General features: G+C 51.5%; 21 protein-coding genes. All 21 read left to right on the forward strand.

The window, feature by feature from the left end; genetic code table 11:
• The first annotated feature begins 75 nt into the window (after positions 1 to 75).
• The 21 genes from leuC to pheA all read left to right on the forward strand — a co-directional run bounded on the left by leuC (position 76) and on the right by pheA (position 24,019).
• Positions 76 to 1,482, forward strand: a complete 1,407-nt coding sequence (leuC, locus tag GOC95_RS00835; RefSeq protein ID WP_275355054.1) for a 3-isopropylmalate dehydratase large subunit — start codon at positions 76 to 78, stop codon at positions 1,480 to 1,482.
• 12 nt (positions 1,483 to 1,494) lie between these two features.
• Positions 1,495 to 2,133 carry a 3-isopropylmalate dehydratase small subunit gene (gene leuD / locus GOC95_RS00840; RefSeq protein WP_194746846.1) on the forward strand — a complete coding sequence of 213 codons (639 nt, stop codon included), beginning with the start codon at positions 1,495 to 1,497 and terminating at the stop codon, positions 2,131 to 2,133.
• 177 nt (positions 2,134 to 2,310) lie between these two features.
• Entirely contained in the window at positions 2,311 to 3,375 is a 1,065-nt protein-coding gene (gene leuB / locus GOC95_RS00845) for a 3-isopropylmalate dehydrogenase (RefSeq protein ID WP_275356369.1), read from the forward strand.
• Between the two features lie 107 nt (positions 3,376 to 3,482).
• Positions 3,483 to 3,794 (forward strand): pyrimidine/purine nucleoside phosphorylase, encoded by a 312-nt coding sequence (locus GOC95_RS00850; protein WP_194746844.1) that lies wholly within the window; start codon positions 3,483 to 3,485, stop codon positions 3,792 to 3,794.
• A gap of 102 nt (positions 3,795 to 3,896) precedes the next feature.
• Positions 3,897 to 4,391: a YajQ family cyclic di-GMP-binding protein gene (locus GOC95_RS00855; RefSeq protein WP_194746843.1), complete on the forward strand. Its 495-nt coding sequence runs from the start codon at positions 3,897 to 3,899 to the stop codon at positions 4,389 to 4,391.
• 34 nt (positions 4,392 to 4,425) lie between these two features.
• Entirely contained in the window at positions 4,426 to 4,548 is a 123-nt protein-coding gene (locus tag GOC95_RS00860; RefSeq protein ID WP_343223934.1) for an entericidin A/B family lipoprotein, read from the forward strand.
• Positions 4,549 to 4,611: 63 nt separating this feature from the next.
• Positions 4,612 to 5,724 carry an aspartate-semialdehyde dehydrogenase gene (asd, locus tag GOC95_RS00865; RefSeq protein ID WP_275355058.1) on the forward strand — a complete coding sequence of 371 codons (1,113 nt, stop codon included), beginning with the start codon at positions 4,612 to 4,614 and terminating at the stop codon, positions 5,722 to 5,724.
• A gap of 209 nt (positions 5,725 to 5,933) precedes the next feature.
• Entirely contained in the window at positions 5,934 to 8,900 is a 2,967-nt protein-coding gene (locus GOC95_RS00870) for a FimV/HubP family polar landmark protein (protein WP_275355059.1), read from the forward strand.
• Positions 8,901 to 8,977: 77 nt separating this feature from the next.
• Complete coding sequence (gene truA, locus GOC95_RS00875; protein WP_275355060.1) at positions 8,978 to 9,766, forward strand: tRNA pseudouridine(38-40) synthase TruA; 789 nt, start codon at positions 8,978 to 8,980, stop codon at positions 9,764 to 9,766.
• A gap of 16 nt (positions 9,767 to 9,782) precedes the next feature.
• Positions 9,783 to 10,430, forward strand: a complete 648-nt coding sequence (locus GOC95_RS00880) for a phosphoribosylanthranilate isomerase (RefSeq protein ID WP_275355062.1) — start codon at positions 9,783 to 9,785, stop codon at positions 10,428 to 10,430.
• Between the two features lie 22 nt (positions 10,431 to 10,452).
• The gene (trpB, locus tag GOC95_RS00885) at positions 10,453 to 11,655 is read left to right on the forward strand and encodes a tryptophan synthase subunit beta (RefSeq protein ID WP_194746837.1); all 1,203 of its coding nucleotides are present in this window, start codon (positions 10,453 to 10,455) and stop codon (positions 11,653 to 11,655) included.
• A gap of 79 nt (positions 11,656 to 11,734) precedes the next feature.
• Positions 11,735 to 12,535: a tryptophan synthase subunit alpha gene (gene trpA / locus GOC95_RS00890; protein WP_275355064.1), complete on the forward strand. Its 801-nt coding sequence runs from the start codon at positions 11,735 to 11,737 to the stop codon at positions 12,533 to 12,535.
• Positions 12,536 to 12,585: 50 nt separating this feature from the next.
• Positions 12,586 to 13,452, forward strand: a complete 867-nt coding sequence (accD, locus tag GOC95_RS00895; RefSeq protein ID WP_194746835.1) for an acetyl-CoA carboxylase, carboxyltransferase subunit beta — start codon at positions 12,586 to 12,588, stop codon at positions 13,450 to 13,452.
• Positions 13,452 to 14,747: a bifunctional tetrahydrofolate synthase/dihydrofolate synthase gene (gene folC / locus GOC95_RS00900; RefSeq protein ID WP_275355066.1), complete on the forward strand. Its 1,296-nt coding sequence runs from the start codon at positions 13,452 to 13,454 to the stop codon at positions 14,745 to 14,747. Before accD ends, folC begins: the two co-directional genes overlap by 1 nt.
• A gap of 47 nt (positions 14,748 to 14,794) precedes the next feature.
• A complete protein-coding gene (locus tag GOC95_RS00905; RefSeq protein WP_275355067.1) occupies positions 14,795 to 15,550 on the forward strand; it encodes an SPOR domain-containing protein in 756 nt (251 codons plus the stop codon).
• Between the two features lie 6 nt (positions 15,551 to 15,556).
• Entirely contained in the window at positions 15,557 to 16,075 is a 519-nt protein-coding gene (locus tag GOC95_RS00910) for a CvpA family protein (protein WP_275355069.1), read from the forward strand.
• Between the two features lie 33 nt (positions 16,076 to 16,108).
• Positions 16,109 to 17,644 (forward strand): amidophosphoribosyltransferase, encoded by a 1,536-nt coding sequence (purF, locus tag GOC95_RS00915; protein ID WP_275355070.1) that lies wholly within the window; start codon positions 16,109 to 16,111, stop codon positions 17,642 to 17,644.
• 193 nt (positions 17,645 to 17,837) lie between these two features.
• Positions 17,838 to 19,025 (forward strand): O-succinylhomoserine sulfhydrylase, encoded by a 1,188-nt coding sequence (locus GOC95_RS00920; protein ID WP_275355071.1) that lies wholly within the window; start codon positions 17,838 to 17,840, stop codon positions 19,023 to 19,025.
• Positions 19,026 to 19,235: 210 nt separating this feature from the next.
• Positions 19,236 to 21,809, forward strand: coding sequence for a DNA gyrase subunit A (gene gyrA / locus GOC95_RS00925; protein WP_275355072.1), 2,574 nt, complete (start codon positions 19,236 to 19,238; stop codon positions 21,807 to 21,809).
• A 24-nt stretch (positions 21,810 to 21,833) separates the two neighbouring features.
• A complete protein-coding gene (gene serC / locus GOC95_RS00930; protein ID WP_275355074.1) occupies positions 21,834 to 22,913 on the forward strand; it encodes a 3-phosphoserine/phosphohydroxythreonine transaminase in 1,080 nt (359 codons plus the stop codon).
• Between the two features lie 23 nt (positions 22,914 to 22,936).
• Positions 22,937 to 24,019: a prephenate dehydratase gene (pheA, locus tag GOC95_RS00935; protein WP_275355076.1), complete on the forward strand. Its 1,083-nt coding sequence runs from the start codon at positions 22,937 to 22,939 to the stop codon at positions 24,017 to 24,019.
• Positions 24,020 to 24,031 lie beyond the last annotated feature (12 nt).

Here is a 24,031-nt window from a genome sequence, read left to right on the forward strand (position 1 = left end):
ATATTCTTGTAAGGGTATTGAAACTTAGGTATTCTGCGCAGGTTATTTATTTTGTGTGGTTTGAAAGGAACTGTCATGGCAGGTAAAACGCTGTACGACAAATTATGGGATTCGCATGTGGTGCGTGAAGAAGCAGACGGCACCTGTCTGATTTACATTGACCGCCATCTGGTGCATGAAGTGACCAGCCCACAGGCTTTTGAAGGCTTGCGTCTGGCCGGGCGTAAACCATGGCGTAATTCCAGCATTGTGGCTAACCCTGACCACAATACACCGACCAAAGACTGGGACAAAGGCATTGAAGATCCAGTGTCCCGTTTGCAGGTGGAAACGCTGGATAACAACATCAAAGAGTTTGGTGCCTTGGTGTATTTTCCTTTTAAAAACAAAGACCAAGGCATTATTCATGTGATTGGGCCTGAAAATGGCACGACCTTGCCTGGTATGACCGTGGTCTGTGGCGATAGCCATACCTCAACTCATGGTGCCTTTGGCGCGTTGGCGCACGGCATCGGTACCTCAGAGGTTGAGCATGTCTTGGCTACACAAACCCTGGTCGCGAAAAAATCCAAGCGCATGCTGGTGAAAGTCGATGGCCAATTGGGCAAAGGCGTGACGGCCAAAGACGTGGCGCTGGCGATTATCGGCAAAATCGGTACCGCTGGCGGTACGGGGTACGCGATTGAGTTTGGCGGCGAAGTGATCCGTGGCTTGTCCATGGAAGGCCGCATGACGCTGTGTAACATGGCGATTGAAGCCGGCGCTCGTGCGGGCCTGGTGGCCCCGGATGAGAAAACATCGGCTTACCTTGAAGGTCGCCTGCATGCGCCTAAAGGCGAGCATTGGGCGCAAGCTGTGGCTTACTGGAGCACCCTCAAGTCCGACGCCGATGCCGAGTTTGATACCATCGTAACATTGAACGGTGCAGAGATTGCCCCGCAAGTGACTTGGGGGACATCGCCTGAGCAAGTGCTGCCCATCGGCTCCACTGTGCCTGATCCTGCCCAGGAAGCCGATGCAACCAAACGTACCAGTATTGAAAATGCGCTTAAATACATGGGCTTGACTGCCAATACCCCGATTGAGCAAATTCAGCTCGATAAAATCTTTATTGGTTCCTGCACCAACTCGCGTATTGAGGACTTGCGTGCCGCTGCCAGCGTCGCCAAAGGTAAAAAAGTGGCCAGCAATATCAAACTGGCGATGGTGGTGCCAGGCTCTGGTCAGGTGAAACGTCAGGCCGAAGCTGAAGGCTTGGACAAGATTTTTATTGAGGCTGGTTTTGAGTGGCGTGAGCCTGGCTGCTCCATGTGTCTGGCCATGAACTCAGACCGCTTGAGCCCTGGTGAGCGTTGCGCTTCAACCTCTAACCGTAACTTTGAAGGCCGTCAGGGTCCGGGCGGACGTACGCATTTGGTCAGCCCTGAAATGGCGGCTGCTGCTGCGATTGCCGGTCATTTTGTTGACGTGCGTAGCGCCTAAGAGGAGAACATTATGAAAGCATTTACTACCTTGAATGGGCTGGTTTGTCCGCTGGATCGAGCCAACGTGGACACTGACGCGATTATTCCCAAGCAGTTCTTAAAATCAATCAAACGCTCTGGCTTTGGCCCGTATTTGTTTGACGAGTGGCGCTATACCAACTATGGCGAGCCTGGTATGGATTGCAGTACGCGTCCATTAAACCCGGATTTTGTCTTGAACCAGCCGCGTTACCAAGGTGCACAAGTCCTGCTCGCGCGTGACAACTTTGGCTGCGGTTCTTCACGTGAGCATGCGCCATGGGCGATTGAAGACCAAGGCTTCCGTGTCATTATTGCGCCCAGCTTTGCCGATATTTTCTTTAATAACTGCTATAAAAACGGTATTTTGCCCATCGTGGCTGCTGCCGAGCAGGTGGATCAGTTGTTCAAAGAGTGCTTTGCCAATGAAGGGTATACGCTGAATGTCGATCTGGTAGCGCAAACAGTGACCACGCCTTCTGGCCAGTCATTCAGCTTTGAGATTACACCGACACGCAAGCACAATTTGCTCAATGGCCTGGATGAGATCGGCCTGACCTTGCAGCATGCAGATGAAATCAAAACGTTTGAAGAGAAACATAAGGCTGCACAACCCTGGTTGTTCGCATAAAAACGTAATTCATCTGCGACACAATGAATTGGCGTGGTTGCGCGGTGCTCGAAATCCTCATGTACTCAGTGTACATTCCGGTTTCTGCGCTCCGAGCGCCTAGCCACGCCATCGCTCGCGACGGTTTTTCATCGTTTTTATTGAGATTGTATATATAGTTAGGAAAAAATAATGGCATTGAATATTGCAGTGTTGCCAGGCGATGGCATCGGCCCGGAAATTATTAAACAAGCCTTGCGCGTACTGGATGTGTTGCACAAAGAAGGTCTGGAAATGACCTTCACCGAGGCACCGTTGGGTGGTCAGGCGTATGACCAGTTCGGTCATCCCTATCCAGAGTTTACGCAAAAAGTTTGCCGTGAAGCGGATGCTGTTTTGTTGGGCGCGGTAGGCGGCCCACAGTATGACACCCTGGACCGTCCATTGCGTCCAGAGCGCGGTTTGCTGGCGATTCGTAAAGACTTGGGTCTGTTTGCCAACTTGCGCCCAGCTGTGCTGTTCCCAGAGCTGGCCAACGCTTCTACGCTAAAACCTGAAGTGGTGGCTGGTCTGGATATCATGATTGTGCGTGAACTGACCGGTGACGTCTATTTTGGTCAGCCACGCGGCATGCGCACCAACGAGCAGGGCGTGCGCGAAGGTTTTAATACCATGATTTACAGTGAGCCAGAAGTCCGCCGTATTGCGCACGTCGCTTTTCAGATCGCGATGAAGCGCCAGAAAAAACTGTGTTCAGTAGACAAGGCCAATGTGCTGGAAACCACCGAGTTCTGGAAAGAAATCGTGATCGATGTAGCGAAAGAATACCCGGAAGTCGAGTTGAGCCATATGTATGTGGACAATGCCGCCATGCAGCTGATTCGCAACCCGAAACAGTTTGACGTGATGGTGACTGGTAACATTTTTGGTGACATCCTGTCTGATGAGGCCTCCATGCTGACTGGTTCAATTGGTATGCTGGCTTCTGCATCCTTGAACGAGAGCAAAAAAGGCCTGTATGAGCCATCACACGGTTCTGCACCGGATATCGCCGGCAAGAACCTGGCTAACCCGATTGCCACCATTTTGTCTGCGGCCATGATGTTGCGCTACAGCTTCGATAATGAGGCTGCCGCCACCCGCATTGAAAATGCGGTGAAAAAGGTCCTGGCAGCGGGCTACCGTACCGGCGACATCTATGAAGAAGGCACCAAGCGCGTGTCATGCTCCGAGATGGGCGACCAAATCGTAGCGGCCATGTAACACGGGTTGCGCGGGCGGATGTAATTTCATCACGCTCGCGCAGATTTAGCTGTGATATAGTCCTTTGCTTGTTTTGCAGCGTATTGAAATTAAACAGGAATTTAAAAATGGCGCAATTTGATAATGTCAGTGTAAAAAAGAAAGCTAATGTCTATTTTGATGGCAAATGTGTGAGTCACACCGTGCTGTTCCCGAATGGCACGCGGTGTACCGTAGGCGTAATTTTTCCGAGTACATTGACCTTTAATACAGGCTCCCCGGAGTTGATGGAAATCAACGATGGTGTTTGCAAGGTACGCCTGAAAGGCGAGGAAAACTGGACCACCTACAAGGGCGGTGAGAAATTCACGGTACCGGGTAATTCCAGTTTTGAGATTGAAACAGTAGAGACCGTAGACTACGTCTGCCACTTCGAATAATTGCGATTGCTCGGCATGACTGCGTTGGTCGCGCTGGTCGTACTCAATGTACTGCCTGCGCGCTTCCGCCTTGTCCTGCCATCGCTTGTGAGGTTTTAAAAAATGCCTAGCTTTGATATTACATCCGAAGTCGATATGGTTAATTTGAAGAATTCGATTGATGCTGCCAGCAAGCAGATTACCAATCGCTATGACTTTAAAGGCACTTCGGCCAACATCGAGTTTAACGAGAAAGACAAAGTGATCACTTTGTTTGGGGACAATGATTTTCAGCTGGATCAGGTGAAGGATATTTTACTACCAGCCATGGAAAAAAAAGAGCCAGAGTCTTCCAAGCGGCTGGAGCACAAGGATGTGCAAAAGGTGTCTGGTAACAAGGTCAAGCAGGAGTTGATTGTGCGTGATGGCATTGATAGCGACCTGGCCAAAAAAATCACCAAGCTGATTAAAGACAGTGGCATGAAAGTCCAGGCCACCATTCAGGGCGACACCGTGCGCGTGAATGGGGCGAAGCGAGACGTCCTGCAAGAGGCGATTGCATTTGTGAAAAAGAGTATTACTGATTTTCCGTTGAAATTTGGTAACTTTAGAGATTGATGACGGTCGGCATCAGTCATTTGAGGAGAGGATGATGTTTAAAACGTTAATTTTGTGTGTAATCACTGCATTGACCTTGGCGGCCTGTAATACCATTGACGGCATGGGCAAGGATCTGGAAAAGGCTGGCGAAGCCGTGCAAAAGTCAACCAAATAAGGGTTGAATCAAAATTATCTGCGTTTATCCGCACGGCTGTGCGGTTAACAATAAAGGTTGAATATGTTGAAGGTAGGGTTAGTAGGCTGGCGTGGCATGGTGGGTTCTGTGCTGATGCAACGCATGCGTCAGGAAAATGATTTTGCGGATATCGAACCGCAGTTTTTCACCACCTCGCAAGCAGGCGGTGCAGCACCCAATGTGGGTAAAGCATCTCCCGCGCTTAAAGATGCGAAAAATATAGACGCATTGAAGCAGATGGAGGTGATTGTCACCTGCCAGGGCGGCGATTACACCAGCGAAGTGTTCCCGCAATTGCGCGCTGCCGGCTGGAACGGTCACTGGATTGATGCTGCCTCGACCTTGCGTATGGAAGACGATGCCGTGATTATTCTTGATCCGGTCAATATGCATGTCATTAAAGATGCGCTCGCGAATGGCGGAAACAACTGGATAGGCGGCAATTGCACGGTTTCGTTGATGCTGATGGCGCTTAACGGCTTGTTCAAGGCCGATCTGGTTGAGTGGGCAACGTCCATGACCTATCAGGCTGCGTCTGGTGCCGGTGCACAAAATATGCGTGAATTGATTACGCAAATGGGCGTGGTCAATGCCTCTGTGGCTGACTTGCTGGCCGATCCTGCTTCTGCGATTCTGGATATCGACAAACAGGTGGCCGATACCATCCGCAGTGAATCGCTACCGCAATCCAACTTTGGCGTGCCGCTTGCCGGTAGCCTGATCCCCTGGATAGACAAGGATTTGGGCAATGGTCAAAGCAAGGAAGAGTGGAAGGGGGGCGTTGAGACCAACAAGATTCTGGGGCGCTCGGCAAATCCGATTGTGATTGATGGTTTGTGTGTGCGTATTGGCGCCATGCGTTGCCATTCACAGGCTTTGACGCTCAAACTGCGCAAAGATGTGCCGCTCGATGAGATCAACCAGATGCTGGCGGAAGCCAACCCCTGGGCAAAGGTGATTCCCAACGAACGCGAAGTGAGTATGCGTGAGTTAACGCCAGCGGCGATTACCGGCACGTTGACCACGCCGGTGGGGCGTTTGCGCAAACTGGCAATGGGTGGCGAATATCTGTCCGCGTTTACAGTCGGCGACCAGTTATTGTGGGGGGCAGCCGAGCCATTGCGACGCATGTTAAGAATTTTGGTAGAAGCTTAAGTAGTTTGTGAAGTAGCAGCCCGTAAAGCTATGATTTATCAATGAAATCATAGTCTTTTCGGGCTTTTGCTTTTTTGGGGCTAGTGTTTAATGGATGCGAGACACTAAAAACAGTGTATTTATTGCCTGCAAGCCGTCTGCACGCGCTTGCGTGGCTGTCTGAATGATGCTATTTTGACAAAAGCCATGAATGAAAAAAGGGTGAATCGGTGCGTAAAATTCAATTAAAAAAAATAGCCTTTGCCTTGAGTCTGGGTGCTGCCATGTCAGCGCAAGCTGCCGGATTAGGTACCATCACGTCCAGCTCAAAACTGGGGGAACCGCTCAATGCTGAAATCGAGCTGTTGGCCGTCACGCCTGCAGAGTTGAGCAGCATTCAAGCTGCGCTTGCCAGTGAGCAGGTATATCAGGATCAAATGCTGGAAAAGCCTGCGGCTTATCCATTCATCAAAATTGAGGTTGGCAATAATACAAAAGGCCTGCCTATCCTCAAGTTGAGCAGTACACAACCGATTACAGAAGCCTTCCTGGACATGCTGATCCAGGTAGACTGGCCGACCGGTCGCCTGGTAAAAGAATACACCTTACTGTTAGACCCGCCCGGTTTTAACTCTAATTATGCTGCCGAAGCTGCGGCGACGCCCACGGTGAAACAGTCAGAAGCCCAACCTGCGCCAGCCGTGGCCGCTGAGAGCCGTCCTGCAGAAACTAAGAGTGCGAAGGCTCCGACTGCAGCCAAGCCAGCGGTCAAAAAAGTCGAGCCTAAATCACCGGCTCAAGACACTGCCTCTGAGGCGCAAGCGTTGACGACAGAGCGTGGTGATACGCTATATGCCATCGCGCGCCAGATGAAGCCAGACAATGTCAGCATGGATCAAATGCTGGCTGCGCTTTATCAATCCAATCAGGACGCTTTTGACGGTAAAAACATGAACCGTCTCAAGGTAGGTAAAATCATTCGTCTGCCTGACCAGGCAAGCCTGGAGCGTCTGAGTCGCAAGCAAGCGCAGCAAGTGGTGGCTGAGCATACGGCCAACTGGCTAGCTTATAAAAATACGCTGGGCAAAGTGGTTAAGGAAAGTGCGCCTGCCCAGACCGGTGGCAACACTCAACAATCCGCAGGCAAGATTGGCAGTGCGGGTGACAAACCATTGCCACAGTCCAAGCCAGCCAAGGATGTATTAAAGCTTTCGGCAGGTGACGAAAAATCGACTTCGTTGACTGACAAGGCCAACAGCAAGGCCTCCGTGACTGCTGCACAAGAGGACGCGACCGCCAAAGCGAATGCGATCAAAGAAGAGCAGGCACGTGCTGCAGCGCTCGAGAAGCAAGTGGCCGACATGAAAAAGCTCGTGGAAATGAAAAGCAATGCCATGGCACAGGCTGAAAAAAATGCTGCGCAGGCAGCGTCTGCATCCAACGCTGAACAGAATAAAACGGCTACCGAGCCAGTTAAGCCTGAACCAGCCAAGTCAGAATCTACAACCTCTGCTCCGGCGAAAGCCGAAGCAGATAAGGCCGCTGGTGAGAAAACAGAGCCGGCTAAAACCGAGTCACCCAGCACTGCTGCAGAAAACAAGCCAGCGGCACCACCGGTCGAGCCTGCGCCTGAAGTTGCAGCCACCCAACCCTCATTTATGCACGTGTTGCTTGAGCGTCTAAAGTCAATCAACCCGGTCTTGCCATTTGCCTTGATTGGATTGCCTATCCTGCTTTGCATTTGGGCTGTGATCCGTATTCGTCGTAAAAAGCAGATTGATAACTTTGAAGACGTGATTGTGACCTCGCCGGCCACTGAAATGCAAAACAATACAGTGTTCGGGGATACACAAGCGGCTGCTTCGGGCGACACTTCATTTCTGACCGACTTCTCGCAGAGTGGGGTTGGCGGCATGATTGACTCTCATGATGTTGATCCGATTGCCGAGGCTGAGGTGTATATGGCCTATGGCCGCGATGCGCAGGCCGAAGAAATCCTCAAAGATGCCATTCAAAAAGATCCTGACCGCCATGAGCTCAAACTTAAACTGCTGGAAATTTATCAGGCAAGCGCGAATAAAGGCGCATTTGAGTCGTTGGCCAGTGATCTTTATGCCAAGCTGGGGCCGGCTGACAGTACCTGGGCAAAAGTGACGGCCATGGGACAGAAGCTGGACCCTGAAAACAGCCTATATCAGGTCAGTGCAGAGCCCGTCAGTGCACCGGAGGATAGCAATGCCAATGCTGCCAGTGCAATTGAACCCTCTGCTCCCGCCCAAAATGAAGAAGGCTACCATTTCAATTTTGAGGCTCCCGCTTTAGAGTTTGAGTCTGCAAATGCAGCGGTCTCGGCTTCAAGCGAGCCTGTTGAACCGTCTCAGAATAATGAGGTCGCCGAAACTGAGAAAAATGAGGCTGCCATTGGTATGAGCGAACAAGCGGAGGACGAGCCATTGGTTTTTGAGCCAGCTGCGTTGGCTGAAACTGATGTTGCAAAAGAAACGCTTGCACAGCCTGGCGCAACAGCATTAACGCTCGAGGATGAGCCGTTGTCATTCACCGCGCCCGAGCGTGCTGCAGCTGAACCGGAAGTGTCAACTCTCAACAGCACTGGGCTTGAAGATGTGGCAGATTCTGTAAATGAGGCAGCCGCTACGGACCCTGCGCTGCAGGTCGCCAGTGCCGAGGCTGAGTTGACCCCAAAATCACTGGATTTGCCATCACTCAATCTGGATGATGCTGAACAGGCTGCGGCGCCATTTGCCGCGCCTGCTAATTCAGTCAGTGGCGAGCCTGCATTGTCCAATGAAGACGCTGTATTCGAGTCCCTGCCGGAGCTCTCTCTGGAATTGGGGGGGCCTAACGATGCAGCCGGAAATGATCCTGAGGACTTGTCTTTGGATGATCTGGATATGGAAGCTCCGGTGGCCTCATTGAATGAGCCCGTTGCGCCAGAGGCAGTTGCTCCTGAAGCTGAGTTCCCTGAGATTTCCCTGGATGTGAGCGAGGCGGCGTCTGCGCCAGCAGAAGACCCTGTCGACGAGCCTGAAGAGGTCAACACCAAGCTGGATTTGATTCAGGCCTATATTGATATGGAAGATGTCATTGGTGCCAGAGAACTGATCGAAGAGGTGATGGCAGAAGGTGGTGAACGCCAGCGGCAACGCGCCAGTGAGTTACTCGAGAAAATTGCATAATCAAAGGCCGGGTTTCCGGCCTTGTTTTTGTGTGCCTTGATTAGGCGTTATCGCACTCAGCCCTTATACTAGGCGCCATGAAAATTGCGATTGGCATAGAATATCATGGCGCTCACTTTCAGGGCTGGCAAAGTCAGCCCAATGGTGCCGGGGTACAGGATGCATTAGAGCGCGCAATTGCGCTGGTTGCAGGTGAACAGGTGAGGTTGCATGCGGCGGGACGGACGGATAGCGGGGTGCATGCATTGATGCAAGTGGCCCACTTTGAGACTGCTGTGGCCAGGCCCTTGAATGCCTGGGTGCGTGGCAGTAATGCACATTTGCCCCCTTGGGTACGTGTATTGTGGGCAAGCGAAGTCGCTAATGATTTTCATGCCAGGTTTAGTGCACGGGCACGCAGTTATCAGTATGTGCTATACAACCACCCGGTTGCGCCTGCGAGTCAGCATGGAAGAGTCGGCTGGTATCATCGGCCACTGGCGGTTGGCGCCATGCAGCAGGCCATGCAAACCCTGCTTGGCGAGCATGATTTCAGTGCGTTTAGGGCCAGTGAGTGTCAGGCCCGTAGCCCGGTGCGCACCCTCTCTCAGGCAGCGCTTAAGGCGCAGGGGCGTTACCTGATTTTTCACTTTCAGGCCAATGCTTTTTTGCAGCATCAAATCCGTAATATGGTCGGCGCCTTGGTCTATGTTGGACAAGGGAAGCTGGATGTCTCAGCGTTTGCCGAGCTGCTGCAACATCGGGATAGACGGCTTGCTCCGCCCACCTTCATGCCCGATGGTCTGTATTTTACCGGCGTTCAATATGAGGCCGCCTGGCAATTGCCGCCATGCAGTGCCGATTGGGATGCATTCAACACGGATTGAAACCTGACTGAACAACATGAGAAGAACCAGAGTTAAGATTTGCGGGATTACCCGGTTAGAAGATGCGCTGGCGGCGATCGCTGCTGGCGCAGATGCGTTGGGGTTTGTATTTTACGCGCCCAGTCCGCGTGCGGTGAGCGCTGAGCAGGCAAGGGCGATTGTGGCTGCGTTGCCTCCATTTGTCAGCAAAGTGGGATTGTTTGTCAATGCGCCAGCCGACGAGGTGCGCCAGGTGATTGCCACGACCGGTCTGGATTGTTTGCAGTTTCATGGCGATGAGTCTGCGCAGGATTGCGCACAATTTAATCTGCCATATTACAAGGCAATCCGCGTCAAACCAGGGGTAAATTTGATACAATGCGAGTCTGATTTTGCTTCTGCGACCGCTTTGCTACTGGATACCTATTCTGAAAAGGCCGTGGGCGGAACCGGCGAAGCCTTCGACTGGTCACTGATCCCGTTGCAGATGCAAAAGCCCTTGATTCTCGCTGGCGGATTGCAAGTGGAGAATGTGGCGCAAGCCGTTGAGCAGATTCAACCCTATGCCGTGGATATTAGCGGCGGGGTGGAAGTACAAAAAGGGATAAAGTCCCCACAAAAAATAGCTGCATTCATGCGGCAGGTCGTGCAGGCAGATGCTGTACATAATGGGCGGTTTGAGTAACGAGATAGATACGGAGTAATACATGCAAGTCTATGATATGCCAGATGCGCGTGGCCATTTTGGTCCTTTTGGTGGGGTTTTTGTAGCTGAAACCTTGGTCGAGGCGTTGGAAGAACTGCGCCTGATGTATGAAAAATACCGTCACGACCCTGAATTTCTGGCTGAGTTTGCTTATGATCTCAAGCATTTCGTAGGTCGCCCCAGCCCGATTTATCATGCCAAGCGTTTGTCCGACAAAGTCGGTGGCGCTCAAATTTACCTCAAGCGCGAAGACCTGAATCACACGGGCGCGCATAAAATCAATAACACGATAGGTCAAGCCTTGTTGGCTAAACGTATGGGTAAGCCACGCGTGATTGCCGAAACCGGGGCCGGTCAACACGGCGTGGCTACAGCTACGATTGCAGCCCGTTTGGGCCTGGAATGTGTGGTCTACATGGGCTCGGAAGATGTTAAGCGCCAGGCGCCTAACGTGTTCCGCATGAAGCTGCTGGGAGCGACCGTTGTGCCGGTTGAAAGTGGCTCAAAGACGCTCAAAGATGCCTTAAACGAAGCCATGCGTGACTGGGTGACCAATATCTCGGATACGTTTTACATCATTGGTACCGTTGCCGGCCCGCATCCTTACCCGATGATGGTCAGGGACTTTCAGGCCGTGATCGGCGTGGAAGCCAAACAGCAGATGCAGGAAATGCTGGGTCGCCAGCCCGATGCTGTGGTGGCCTGTGTTGGTGGTGGTTCCAACGCGATGGGGATCTTCTATCCCTATATTGATGTAGAAGGCGTACGCCTGATTGGCGTAGAGGCGGGTGGTCATGGCTTGACCACTGGCCAGCATGCCGCACCTTTGACCGCTAACAGCCCAATCGGTGTCTTACATGGCAACCGTACCTATCTGATGCAGGATGAAGACGGCAACATCATAGAAACGCATTCGATTTCTGCCGGCCTGGATTATCCCGGTGTGGGTCCTGAGCATGCCTGGTTGAAAGACATCAAGCGCGCCGAGTATGTGGCCATTACGGATGATGAAGCCATGGCTGCCTTCCATAACTTGTGCCGTACCGAAGGCATTATCCCCGCGCTGGAGTCCAGTCATGCCTTGGCCTATGCTGAAAAATTAGCCAAAACCATGTCACCAGATCAGGTTGTGTTGGTGAACTTGTCCGGACGCGGCGACAAAGATATCAACACCGTCGCAAGCTTGGCCAATATTACATTGTGATGCGCAGCAGCCAGGGAGAAAGACCTCTCTGGCGCATGTGCATCTTTCATTTTCTGAACCCTTAAAAACACAGATTCTTATGTCCCGTATTCAATCGGTTTTTGCCTCGCTCAAGTCGCAAAACAAAAAAGCATTGATCCCCTATATCACAGCAGGTGACCCGCATCCTGATCAGACCGTGCCTTTAATGCATGCGATGGTTGCTGCTGGCGCAGACATGATCGAGCTTGGTGTCCCTTTTTCTGATCCGATGGCGGATGGCCCGGTCATTCAGCGTGCCAGTGAGCGCGCGTTGGTGCACAAAATGGGCTTGCGTAAAGTGCTGGGCATGGTGAAGACCTTCAGGGAAACCAATCAGCAGACGCCGATTATCCTGATGGGTTACGCTAACCCCATTGAAGCCATGGGCGCTGCAGAATTTGTTACATTGGCGCAAGCCTCAGGTGTCGATGGCGTGTTGACTGTGGATTATCCGCCTGAAGAGTGTGATACGTTCAATCAAACGCTCGCAGCTGCAGAGATAGACAGCATTTTCCTGTTGTCTCCGACGACAGAGCCTTCACGTACCGAGCTGATTGTGAAACAGGCGACTGGATTTCTTTACTACGTTTCGCTGAAGGGCGTGACAGGGGCGGCAAACCTGGATATCACGGAAGTGAAAAAACGCGTGGCTGAAATTCGTCAGCAGACAAGTTTGCCCATAGGCGTAGGCTTTGGTGTGAAAGATGCGGCCACCGCGCGCGAAGTGGCCGCGATTGCCGATGCGGTGGTTGTCGGTAGCCGGATGGTGTTGGCGATTGAACAATCCGATGCGGCTAACTTGCAGTCAAATGTACAAGCCTTGGTAAAAGAATTACGTACTGCGATTGACTCTGTTTAAGCTGTGATGAACAGGTATTCAGAGATCGTCATCTATCAGTAGGAGAAGTTATGAGTTGGTTAGACAAGATTCCACAAAAGATTAAACGTGCGGTAGGCTCGGTACAGAAGCGTAACGTGCCCGAGGGCTTATGGCATAAATGTGATGCCTGCCAGACCGTATTATACCGGACCGATCTGGACGCGAACTTGGAAGTCTGTCCGCAATGTGGACATCATCATCGTCTGGGCGCGCGTGATCGTTTGAACGTCTTGCTGGATGAAGCGGGACGCGTTGAAATTGGTGCCGATGTCACCCCCGTGGACGCACTCAAGTTTAAGGATAGTAAAACCTACGCCGAGCGGATGAAGGCTGCCCAGCGTGATGTCAAAGAAAAAGATGCACTGATTGTGATGCGCGGAACGATTGAAGGCGTGCCTGTCGTTGCTGCCGTGTTTGAATTTAAATTCATGGGCGGCTCTATGGGCTCAGTCGTTGGTGAGCGTTTTGTGCGTGGGGTACAAGCAGCCATCGAGCAGAAATGTGCCTTTATCTGTATCTCTGCCAGTGGCGGTGCGCGCATGCAAGAGGGCTTGCTCTCATTAATGCAAATGGCCAAAACCAGTGCGGCATTGACCAAGTTGTCCGAAGCAGGCTTGCCTTACGTGTCGGTATTGACTGATCCGACCATGGGTGGGGTTTCTGCCAGTTTTGCCATGCTCGGGGATGTGATTATCGCCGAACCGAATGCCTTGATCGGCTTTGCAGGCCCGCGTGTGATCGAACAAACAGTACGTGAAACCTTGCCAGAGGGCTTTCAGCGTGCAGAATTTTTGCTGACGCATGGTGCGATTGACATGATCGTCGACCGTCGTGAAATGCGTGGCAAATTAAGCCAGGTGTTATCCAGCTTGTTGAACATTGCCAAAGCTGCCTGATGTCCACTGTGATACCCGAGCATCCGCAAACGGTTGAGGATTGGCTCGGTTATATTGAGTCATTGCATCCCAAGTCTATTGAGATGGGCTTGGGCAGGGTGCAAGCCGTTGCGCAGCGATTACAGCTCACTTTCCCATTCACCGTCATTACGGTGGGTGGCACCAACGGCAAAGGCTCGACCTGTGCCATGCTGGAGCACATTTATACTGCGGCCGGTTATCAGGTCGGCTGCTATACTTCCCCACACCTTGTGCACTATCAGGAGCGCGTGCGCTTCAACGGGCAAGTCATTGCTGATGATTGCTTATGCCAGGCCTTTTCCGCCGTCGAGCAGGCGCGGGGCGATATCACACTCACCTATTTTGAAATGGGGACGCTGGCGGCCTTATGGGCGTTTGAACAACAGGCGTTGGATGTCGTGGTGCTGGAAGTCGGCTTGGGCGGACGCCTGGATGCCGTGAATATCGTCGATGCCGCCTGTGCGATTGTCACCAATGTAGACTTGGACCATATGGAGTATCTAGGGGATACGCGTGAATTGATTGGCCGCGAGAAGGCTGGCATCTACCGGGCTGAGCAAATCGCTATCTGCGGCGACGCCGAACCGCCGCTGTCCTTGCTTGCCTATGCAGAACAATTGGGCGTTAAGCTATACCGCTACGGTAGTGACTACCAGATAGACATCCGCGAGTCACAAGTCGCGCATTATGAAGATGCATTCGGCGTGTTGGATATTGCCAGTTTGCGTTTGTATGGCCGCTACCAATGGAATAATGCCGCTAATGTAATTTTTGCCGTACGTGCATTGCAATCACAGTTGCCAGTAACTTCTTCGGTCATGTTACAGGCGCTAATAGACACCGAAGTGACCGGACGTTTTCAGTATTGGCAACGCTCCCCCGACATTATTCTGGATGTCGCCCATAATCCACATGCTGCGCGTGCCTTGCGTGATAATCTCCAGCAGCTTAGTACCGGTGGTGGACGCGTCATCGCTGTGTTTTCCATGTTGTCTGATAAAGACATCGCCAGTGTTGTCGATATCCTGCATGATGTCTTTGACGAATGGCATATTGCCCAGATTGCGCATCCGCGCGCGGCAGACATTCACGAATTAAACACATATCTGGCCCATCAGGTTGCGCCTGATCGGCTGCATACATATGCCGCGTTGCCTGATGCCTTGCGAAGCGCCTATAAGAAAGCAGCGAAAAATGATAAAATTATCGTATTCGGTTCCTTTTTTACCGTGGCCGCAATCCTTGAATTAACGCCTGATCAGTGGGGCTGCTAGAGAGCGTCCTGCACTTGAAATCTGCTGAGTGAGAACTTCAACACATTATGGCGAGAGATGCTTTGACTGAAAATGAGCTGTTGCTCAAGAAAACTGCCCGCAGGCGGTTAGTGGGTGCGGTCACCCTGGTAATTCTGATGCTGATTATCCTGCCGTTCGTGCTCAAGGACAGAGTCGTGGATACCAGCCAGGAAAATGTCGAAATCACTGTGGTAAACCGCCAGGCGACCCGGGAACCGATTTTAGAGCTGCCAGAAGATGAAGTTGTGCTTGATAATGAAGCCGCGCCTGCAGGCAATGAACCCACTCCCACTCAAGGTGTAAAACCCGTTGCGACCGAGTCCGCAGCGTCTGCCCCTGTTGTAGCAGAAACACCAAAGCCTGCGAAAGTCGAAGCGGCGCCTGTTGTGACTGCCGAGCCTGTCGTTGCCAAAGTTGAACCCAAAGTTGAACCCAAAGTTGAACCCAAAGTTGAACCCAAAGTTGAACCCAAAGTTGAACCCAAAGTTGAACCCAAAGTTGCGCCAGTGAAACCTGCGGTTAAAGAAGCCGCTGTAGAATCCGATAAAAAAGCAGGCAAGTTTTTTGTCCAGTTTGGGGTTTTTTCTGATCCAAAAAATCTTGAAAATCTACAGGTCAAGCTGAAGCACGCAGGGTTTGAAACGGCCACTGAGAAAGTCGATGCGACTGGACAGAAGCTGCGTCTGCGAACACGGACTTATGCAACACGTAACGAAGCGGCAGCCACCCTCAAAAAATTGGAAGCGGCAGGTTTTAGCGGTATCGTCGCCAGTAAGTCATAAGTACTTATGACAGTATTTGATTATGTAGTATTAGGCATTCTTGGTTTTTCGATTTTGGTCGGTCTCATGCGTGGTGCCATTCATGAGCTGTTTTCTGTGCTCGGATGGGTATTGGCTTTTTATTTAGCCAACCGCTTCAATAGTCAGGTGATCGCTTATATGCCAGAACAGATTCCTGGTGAGGCGATCAAGGCCATGGCCGCATTTTTACTGGTATTTTTACTGGTATTGTTTGTTTGTACCTTGCTGGCGCTGTTGTTGACCACGTTGATTAAAGCGGTAGGTCTGGGTGGCCTGAACCGTATTTTGGGCGGTGCGGCTGGGGCGCTGAAGGGCCTGCTGATTGTCTGTATTCTGGTGATGTTGGCTGCCATGACGGAACTTCCAAAGGATCCGCGCTGGTCAAATGCCATGTTCAGCGCGCCAATTGAAGTGCTGGTCTTGAAATTGCTACCCTGGATGCCATCTAGTATTGCCAAGCATGTGCATTTGGACCAGCAACAGCTCGACGAGTCAGTGATTTAATTTGTAATCTCAAGTGTTTGATAGGATGTCACTATGTGTGGAATTATCGGTATTGTAGGCAAGAACCCGGTGAATCAGTTGTTGTATGACGGATTGCTGGTCTTACAGCACCGTGGTCAAGATGCCGCTGGCATCGTGACCTGTGATGGCAATACCTTCCATATGCATAAAAATAATGGCCTGGTGAAAGACGTCTTTCATACCCGCCACATGCGCAATCTGGTTGGTAATGTGGGTATCGCGCATGTCCGTTATCCAACCGCGGGTTCCTCCAGTGCGGCAGAAGCCCAGCCTTTTTATGTCAACTCACCATTTGGCATCGTGTTGGGTCACAACGGTAACCTCACTAACTCCGAGCAGTTGAAGTCAGAAATGTTCCGTCAAGACCTGCGTCATATCAATACCAATTCAGACTCTGAAGTGTTGTTGAATGTCTTGGCACACGAAATTGAAAGCACCTCAAAAAATGCCCTGTTAAACAGTGATATGGTGTTTGATGCGGTGGCAGGCGTGCACAGACGTTGTAAAGGTGCCTATGCTGTGGTCGCCATGATTGCTAATTTCGGGCTGCTGGCGTTCCGCGATCCGCATGGCATCCGTCCGCTGGTCATCGGCAAGCAGGAAACAGAAAAAGGCACCGAGTATATTGTGGCTTCCGAGAGCGTGGCACTGGATGTACTGGGCTTTACGCTACTGCGTGATGTTGAGCCTGGTGAGGCCGTGTTTATTGATATGGATGGCAACCTGTGCAGCCGCCAATGTGCCGAAAATGCCAAGCTGACTTCCTGCATTTTTGAATATGTCTATCTGGCTCGCCCGGACTCTGTGATTGATGGCGTGTCTGTCTACCAGACCCGTCTGGACATGGGGACCTTGCTGGCAGAAAAAATTAAACGCGAATGGGCCGATAAACAGATTGATGTCGTGATTCCGATTCCTGATACCAGTCGTCCAAGTGCGTTGCAACTAGGTATTGCCTTGGGTCTGGATTATCGCGAGGGCTTTATTAAAAACCGCTATATTGGCCGCACCTTCATCATGCCAGGTCAGGCCTTGCGCAAGAAATCCGTGCGCCAGAAGTTGAATCCAATCGGGATTGAATTCAAAGGCAAAAACGTCTTGCTGGTAGACGACTCGATTGTACGTGGCACCACCTCACAGCAAATCGTGCAAATGGCGCGCGATGCGGGCGCGAACAAGGTTTACTTTGCCTCAGCTGCGCCACCGGTGCGTTATCCTAACGTGTATGGCATTGATATGCCCAGCCGCCATGAATTGCTGGCAACCAACCGTACCGATGAAGAGATTTGCGCTGAAATCGGTGCAGATGCCTTGATTTACCAGGATCTGGACGCTTTGCGTGAAAGCATTACCAAGTCCAATCCACATATGACTGAATTTGATTGCAGTTGCTTTGATGGCAAATACGTGACCGGCGACATTGACGCCGCTTATCTGAATCGTATTGAGTCTGCTCGCAGTGACATGAGTAAAAAACAGTTGCCGCCAAACTCCACCACCCAGCTGGATCTGAACTTGTTATCAACGGATTTGGTGGGTGTCGAGTAAGACTTGACAGCCTACTTTAAAAGGCGTTTAATGAAATTGCGCTGATTTGAGTGGCGAACTTTAAACGAAGCCAAACTCAGCTTGCGGGCGCATTATAAATACTGCTAAAGCGAGAGCCCAAAGACCCGTTTTAGCGCAATGCTGAAACGGGTTTTTTATTGCCGTCCGTTTGCGGACAGAAGTTTGAGGAAGTATGAACGATCAATACCATTTGGAAACGCTGGCGGTGCGTGCTGGCACCTTAACCACCGAGTTTGGCGAAAACTCAGAGGCGCTGTTTTTAAACTCGAGTTTTCGCTTTAAAAATGCAGCGCAAGCGGCAGCACGTTTTGGCGGCACCGAGCCAGGTAATATTTATTCCCGTTTTACCAACCCGACCGTCACCATGTTTCAGGATAAACTGGCCGCACTTGAAGGCGCCGAACAATGCGTGGCGACTGCCAGTGGCATGTCTGCCATTCTGGCTTGCATCATGGGGATGTGCAGTGCAGGTGATCATGTGGTGGCGTCACGCAGTATTTTTGGCACTAGCGTGCAGTTGTTCACCAACATCCTCAAGCGCTGGGGTTTGGAGGTGACGCTGGTTTCCTTAACGGATCTTGATGCCTGGCAAGCGGCCATCCAGCCGAATACCAAACTGTTTTTTGCTGAAACGCCATCTAACCCGCTAACCGAGATTGGGGATATTGCCAAACTGGCAGCGATTGCGCATGCCGCAGGTGCTTATTTGGCGGTAGACAATTGTTTTTGTACACCAGCCTTGCAGCAACCGCTTAAATTGGGCGCGGATATTGTGATTCATTCCGCTACCAAATATATCGATGGACAGGGGAGGGTGCTGGGCGGGGCAGTGTTGGGTAGTAAAGCCTTGATGGAGCCTGTGTATGGCTTCTTGCGTACGGCAGGGGTGACCATGAGTGCATTCAATGCCTGGGTGTTTGTGAAGGGGCTGGAAACATTGCAAGTGCGCATGGAGGCCCATGCGGCGCGTGCATCGGCTTTGGCGCAATGGCTGGAGCAACAGCCTGGCGTTGAACGTGTATTTTATCCTGGGTTAAGCTCGCACCCGCAATATGCCCTGGCGCAGCAGCAACAGCGACTGGGCGGTGGCATCGTCAGCTTTGAAGTGAAACCACGCGCCGGTCAAACCGGTCAGGAAGCCGCCTGGGCATTGATTGATTCCACACGCTTGATTTCGATTACCGCGAACCTGGGTGATGCCAAATCCACCATCACCCATCCAGCCACGACCACGCATAGCCGGGTGAGTGCTGAGGCGAGGGCTGAGGCGGGTCTCAAGGATAATCTGGTTAGAATAGCTGTTGGGCTTGAGCATGTTGAGGACTTGAAAGCCGATTTGCAATTGCTGAGAACCTATTAATTTGTGTGCATGGTCCGTGAGTCGATTTGACTGCGAGTAGCATGATCTGCAAAGGGAGCATTTAGGCTCCCTTTTGCATTTTACATAGGTTGTTCCTGCTTACGTTGAGGCACGTAAGGCCCGGGGTCTATCGGTGGTGATTTAGCAAGCGGAAGTGCGCTATTTATGCTAAAATCGCGTGATAACTTTTAACTATAAATTGGGTCAAGAATGAGTCAGTCTCCAGATCAATTTGCTAAAGAAACCCTGCCTATCAGTTTAGAAGACGAGATGCGCCGCAGCTATCTCGATTACGCCATGAGCGTGATTGTAGGACGGGCGCTCCCGGATGTTCGTGATGGTCTCAAGCCTGTGCACAGACGTGTATTGTACGCGATGCACGAGCTGTCAAATGATTACAACAAGCCCTACAAAAAATCTGCGCGTATCGTTGGCGATGTGATCGGTAAGTATCACCCGCATGGTGATACGGCTGTGTACGACACCATCGTCCGTATGGCGCAGGACTTTTCATTGCGCTACATGCTGGTAGACGGCCAGGGTAACTTTGGTTCGGTCGATGGCGACAATGCTGCCGCGATGCGGTATACCGAAATCCGTATGTCCAAGATCGCACATGAGCTATTGGCGGATATCGAGAAAGAAACCGTAGATTTTGGCCCTAACTACGACGGCAGCGAGCAAGAGCCGCTCATTATGCCGACCCGTATTCCTAACCTGCTGATTAACGGTAGCTCAGGCATTGCCGTGGGCATGGCAACTAATATCCCGCCTCACAACCTCAACGAAGTATTGAATGCGTGTTTTGCCCTGCTCAAGCAGCCAGAAATCAGTGTGGATGAGTTGATTGAATTGATCCCAGCCCCTGATTTCCCGACAGCCGGGATTATTTATGGCACGGCAGGCGTGAAAGAGGGCTACCGCACTGGCCGTGGCCGTGTGGTAATGCGTGGTCGCACCCACTTTGAAGACCTGGACAAAGGCGGTCGTCAGTCCATCATCATTGATGAGCTGCCATATCAGGTAAATAAAAAGACCCTGATTGAAAAAATTGCCGAGCTGGTCAACGAGAAGAAAATAGAAGGTATTTCTGACCTGCGCGATGAGTCCGACAAGTCCGGCATGCGCGTGGTGATTGAGCTCAAGCGTGGCGAAGTGCCAGAGGTGATTTTAAATAACCTCTACAAGCAGACACAACTGCAAGACACGTTCGGCATGAACATGGTGGCCCTGATGGATGGCCAGCCACGGTTGCTTAACCTCAAACAGATGTTGGAAGCGTTCCTGCGTCATCGCCGTGAAGTGGTGACACGCCGGACTGTGTTTGAGTTACGTAAAGCGCGTGACCGTGGGCATGTGCTGGAAGGCTTGGCAGTGGCGTTGGCCAACGTGGACGAGATGATTGCCATCATCAAGGCCGCGCCAACCCCACCTGAAGCAAAAAAAGAGTTGATGGTCCGCAGCTGGCATTCACCAGTGGTCGAGGAAATGCTCAAGCGCGCCGCCATGGAGGCCTCGCGTCCAGAAGGACTGTCGGTCGATTTTGGCCTGACACCGCAAGGTTACAAACTGTCAGATGTACAGGCGCAAGAAATTCTGCAAATGCGTTTGCAACGGTTGACTGGTCTGGAACAAGACAAGATTGTCAGCGAATACAAAGAAGTGATGGATATCATTGCTGACTTGCTGGATATTTTGGCCAAACCTGAACGTGTCACGGCCATTATTGTGGACGAGTTGAATGAAATCCAGAAGCAGTTTGGTGACAAGCGCCGTTCAGAGATCGAGCAGAATACGCAAGATTTATCGCTGGAAGATCTGATTACACCGCAGGATGTCGTGGTGACCTTATCACATACTGGCTATGTCAAATCGCAGCCGCTAGACGAATACCGTGCCCAAAAACGCGGTGGTCGTGGCAAGCAGGCGGCCGCCACCAAAGAAGATGACTTTATCGACAAGATGTTTGTCGCCAATACCCACGATTACATTCTGTGCTTCAGTAGCCGTGGTCGTGTGTACTGGTTAAAAGTCTATGAAGTACCGCAAGGTAGCCGTGTCAGCCGTGGCAAGCCGATTGTGAACCTGTTCCCGCTGGAGGAAGGCGAGAAGATCAATGCGATCCTGCCGGTGAAAGAGTTTGACGAAAATCACTTCGTCTTTATGGCGACCGCAATGGGGACCGTGAAGAAAACAGCGCTGACCGAGTTTGCAAATCCGCGTAAGTCCGGCATTATTGCCATTAACCTGGATGATGGTGACTACCTGATTGGTGCTGAAGTAACCAACGGCCAGAACGATATTGTGTTGGTCTCCAATGGTGGTAAAGCGGTCTGGTTTACCGAAGATGATGTGCGTCCGATGGGACGCGCGACGCGCGGTGTACGCGGCATGAAGTTGGCTGCGAAACAACAGGTTCTGTCCTTGCTGATTGCCGAGAACGATCAGCAGTCTGTGTTGGTTGCCACTGAAAATGGTTACGGTAAACGTACAGTGTTGTCCGAGTTCCGTCATTCAGGCCGCGGTACCCAGGGTGTGAAAGCTATTGCCATCAGCGAGCGTAACGGTCTGGCCATTGCTGCCAAGCTGGTGACGGCGGAGGATGAAATCATGTTGATCACGACCGGTGGCGTGCTGATCCGCACCCGCGTCAAGGAAATCCGTGACATGGGCCGTGCCGCACAAGGCGTGACGCTGATTAACCTGGGCGAAGGTGAAAAACTGTCTGGCTTGGAAAAAATTGTCGAAACTGACGACGACACTGACACCGACATCGAAGAATGACCTTACTCAAGAATATTTAGGCACATGAAACAGATTTTTAATTTTTCTGCCGGTCCGGCAGTGTTACCAAAACCTGTGCTGGAACGTGCCCAGGCTGAAATGCTGGATTGGCATGGTTCAGGCATGAGCGTGATGGAAATGTCTCATCGCGGCAAGGAATTTACCAGTATTCTTGAGAAAGCCGAATCCGACTTACGCCAGTTATTAGCGATTCCCAGCAATTACAAAGTATTGTTTTTACAGGGCGGGGCGATTGCTGAAAATGCCATCATTCCCATGAACCTGTTAAACGGCAAGTCTGCTGATTATGTGGTGACTGGTTCCTGGAGCAAGCGTAGTGTTCAAGACGCAAAAGCTTATGGCCAGATCAACATTGCCGCAACGACAGAAGCAGATGGCTTCACTCATGTGCCCGCATTTTCCGACTGGAAGCTCAATAAAGAGGCTGCCTACGTTCATTACTGCACCAATGAAACCATCAATGGGGTGGAGTTTCTTGAGGTGCCTGAGACGCATGGTGTGCCGATTGTTGCTGACATGTCTTCGCATATCCTGTCACGCCCGATTGACGTTTCAAAATACGGTGTGATTTATGGCGGCGCACAGAAGAATATAGGCCCTGCCGGATTGTGCCTGGTCATTGTGCGTGAAGACTTGCTGGAACAAGCCTCCCCGCTCACGCCGGCAGTGTTTCATTGGAAAACGCAGGCAGATAACCAAAGTATGATCAATACGCCACCGACTTACAGCATTTATATTGCTGGTCTGGTGTTTGAGTGGTTACTGGCTCAGGGCGGCGTGGAAGCGATTGAGAAAATTAACATCGCCAAAGCCAACCTGCTGTATGACTATCTGGATCAAACCGATTTTTACAGTAATCCGATTGAGCACGCCTATCGTTCGCGCATGAATATTCCCTTCCGTTTGCGTGACGAGGGCTTGAACGAAGCCTTCCTCAAAGCAGCGGATGCGCGAGGCTTATTGCAACTCAAAGGTCATCGCTCAGTCGGCGGCATGCGTGCCAGCATCTACAACGCGATGCCGATTGAAGGCGTGCAGGCACTGGTCGCCTTCATGCAGGAATTCGAAAAAAATAATTCATAAAACACATTAAAATTAAGCTTTAAATGTCTGATTTATTAAAACAATTTAGAGATAAGATTGACGCAATTGATGTGCAGGTGCTTGCGCTCGTCAACGAGCGTGCCAAGTTGGCACGCGAAATCGGTCATTTAAAAGATGATGGTGTGATCTACCGACCCGAGCGCGAAGCACAGATTATCCGCCGCCTGCAGGCTGAAAATCAGGGCCCGTTAGCGCCTGAAGCCGTGAGCCATATTTTCCGCGCCGTCATGTCAAATTGTCGCGCACTGGAGAAAGAGCTGGCCATTGCTTTTCTTGGCCCGCTGGGGACTTATAGTGAAGAGGCTGCACTCAAGCAATTTGGCGAGGGTAGACAGGCCGTGGTGTGCGGCAGTATTGATGAGGTCTTTCGCACAGTAGAAGCCGGGCAGGCAGATTATGGCGTTGTGCCGGTCGAAAACTCAACCGAGGGCGCGGTGGGCATTACGCTGGATTTACTATTAGGCAGTGCGTTGCAGGTGGTTGGTGAAATCACTTTACCTGTGCACCACTGTTTGCTGTCGGCGCAGCAGGATCTCAACCAGATCACGCATGTCTTTTCGCACGCCCAGTCGCTGTCGCAATGTCATGAATGGTTGAACAAGGTACTGCCCAATGCCCAGCGCGAAGCAGTGACCAGCAATGCACGCGCTGCGCAAATGATCCATGAATTGGTTGCCACACAAGGCACGTTTGCAGCGGCAATTGCCAGCAAGCGCGCGGCAGAACTGTTTGACTTGAATATCCTCGCCGAGAATATTGAGGATGATCCCAAAAACACCACGCGTTTTCTGGTGTTGGGCAATCATGGTGTCGCGCCATCCGGCCAGGATAAGACCTCGCTGGTGATGAGCGCACATAACCAGCCAGGTGCTGTCCTGCAGTTGCTGGAGCCTTTATCGCGTCATGGCGTGAGCATGACCAAGCTCGAGTCACGTCCTTCACGCCAGAATCTCTGGAACTATGTATTCTTTGTGGATATTGAAGGTCACCAGCAACAGCCGGCAGTGCAGGCGGCCTTGCAAGAGCTGGCTGCACGTGCCACTTTCCTTAAAGTGTTGGGTTCTTACCCAACCGCCATTATTTAACTACGTCTTCGA

It is taken from the genome of Methylophilus sp. YYY-1 (genome assembly GCF_029132825.1).
GTDB lineage: Bacteria > Pseudomonadota > Gammaproteobacteria > Burkholderiales > Methylophilaceae > Methylophilus > Methylophilus glucosoxydans.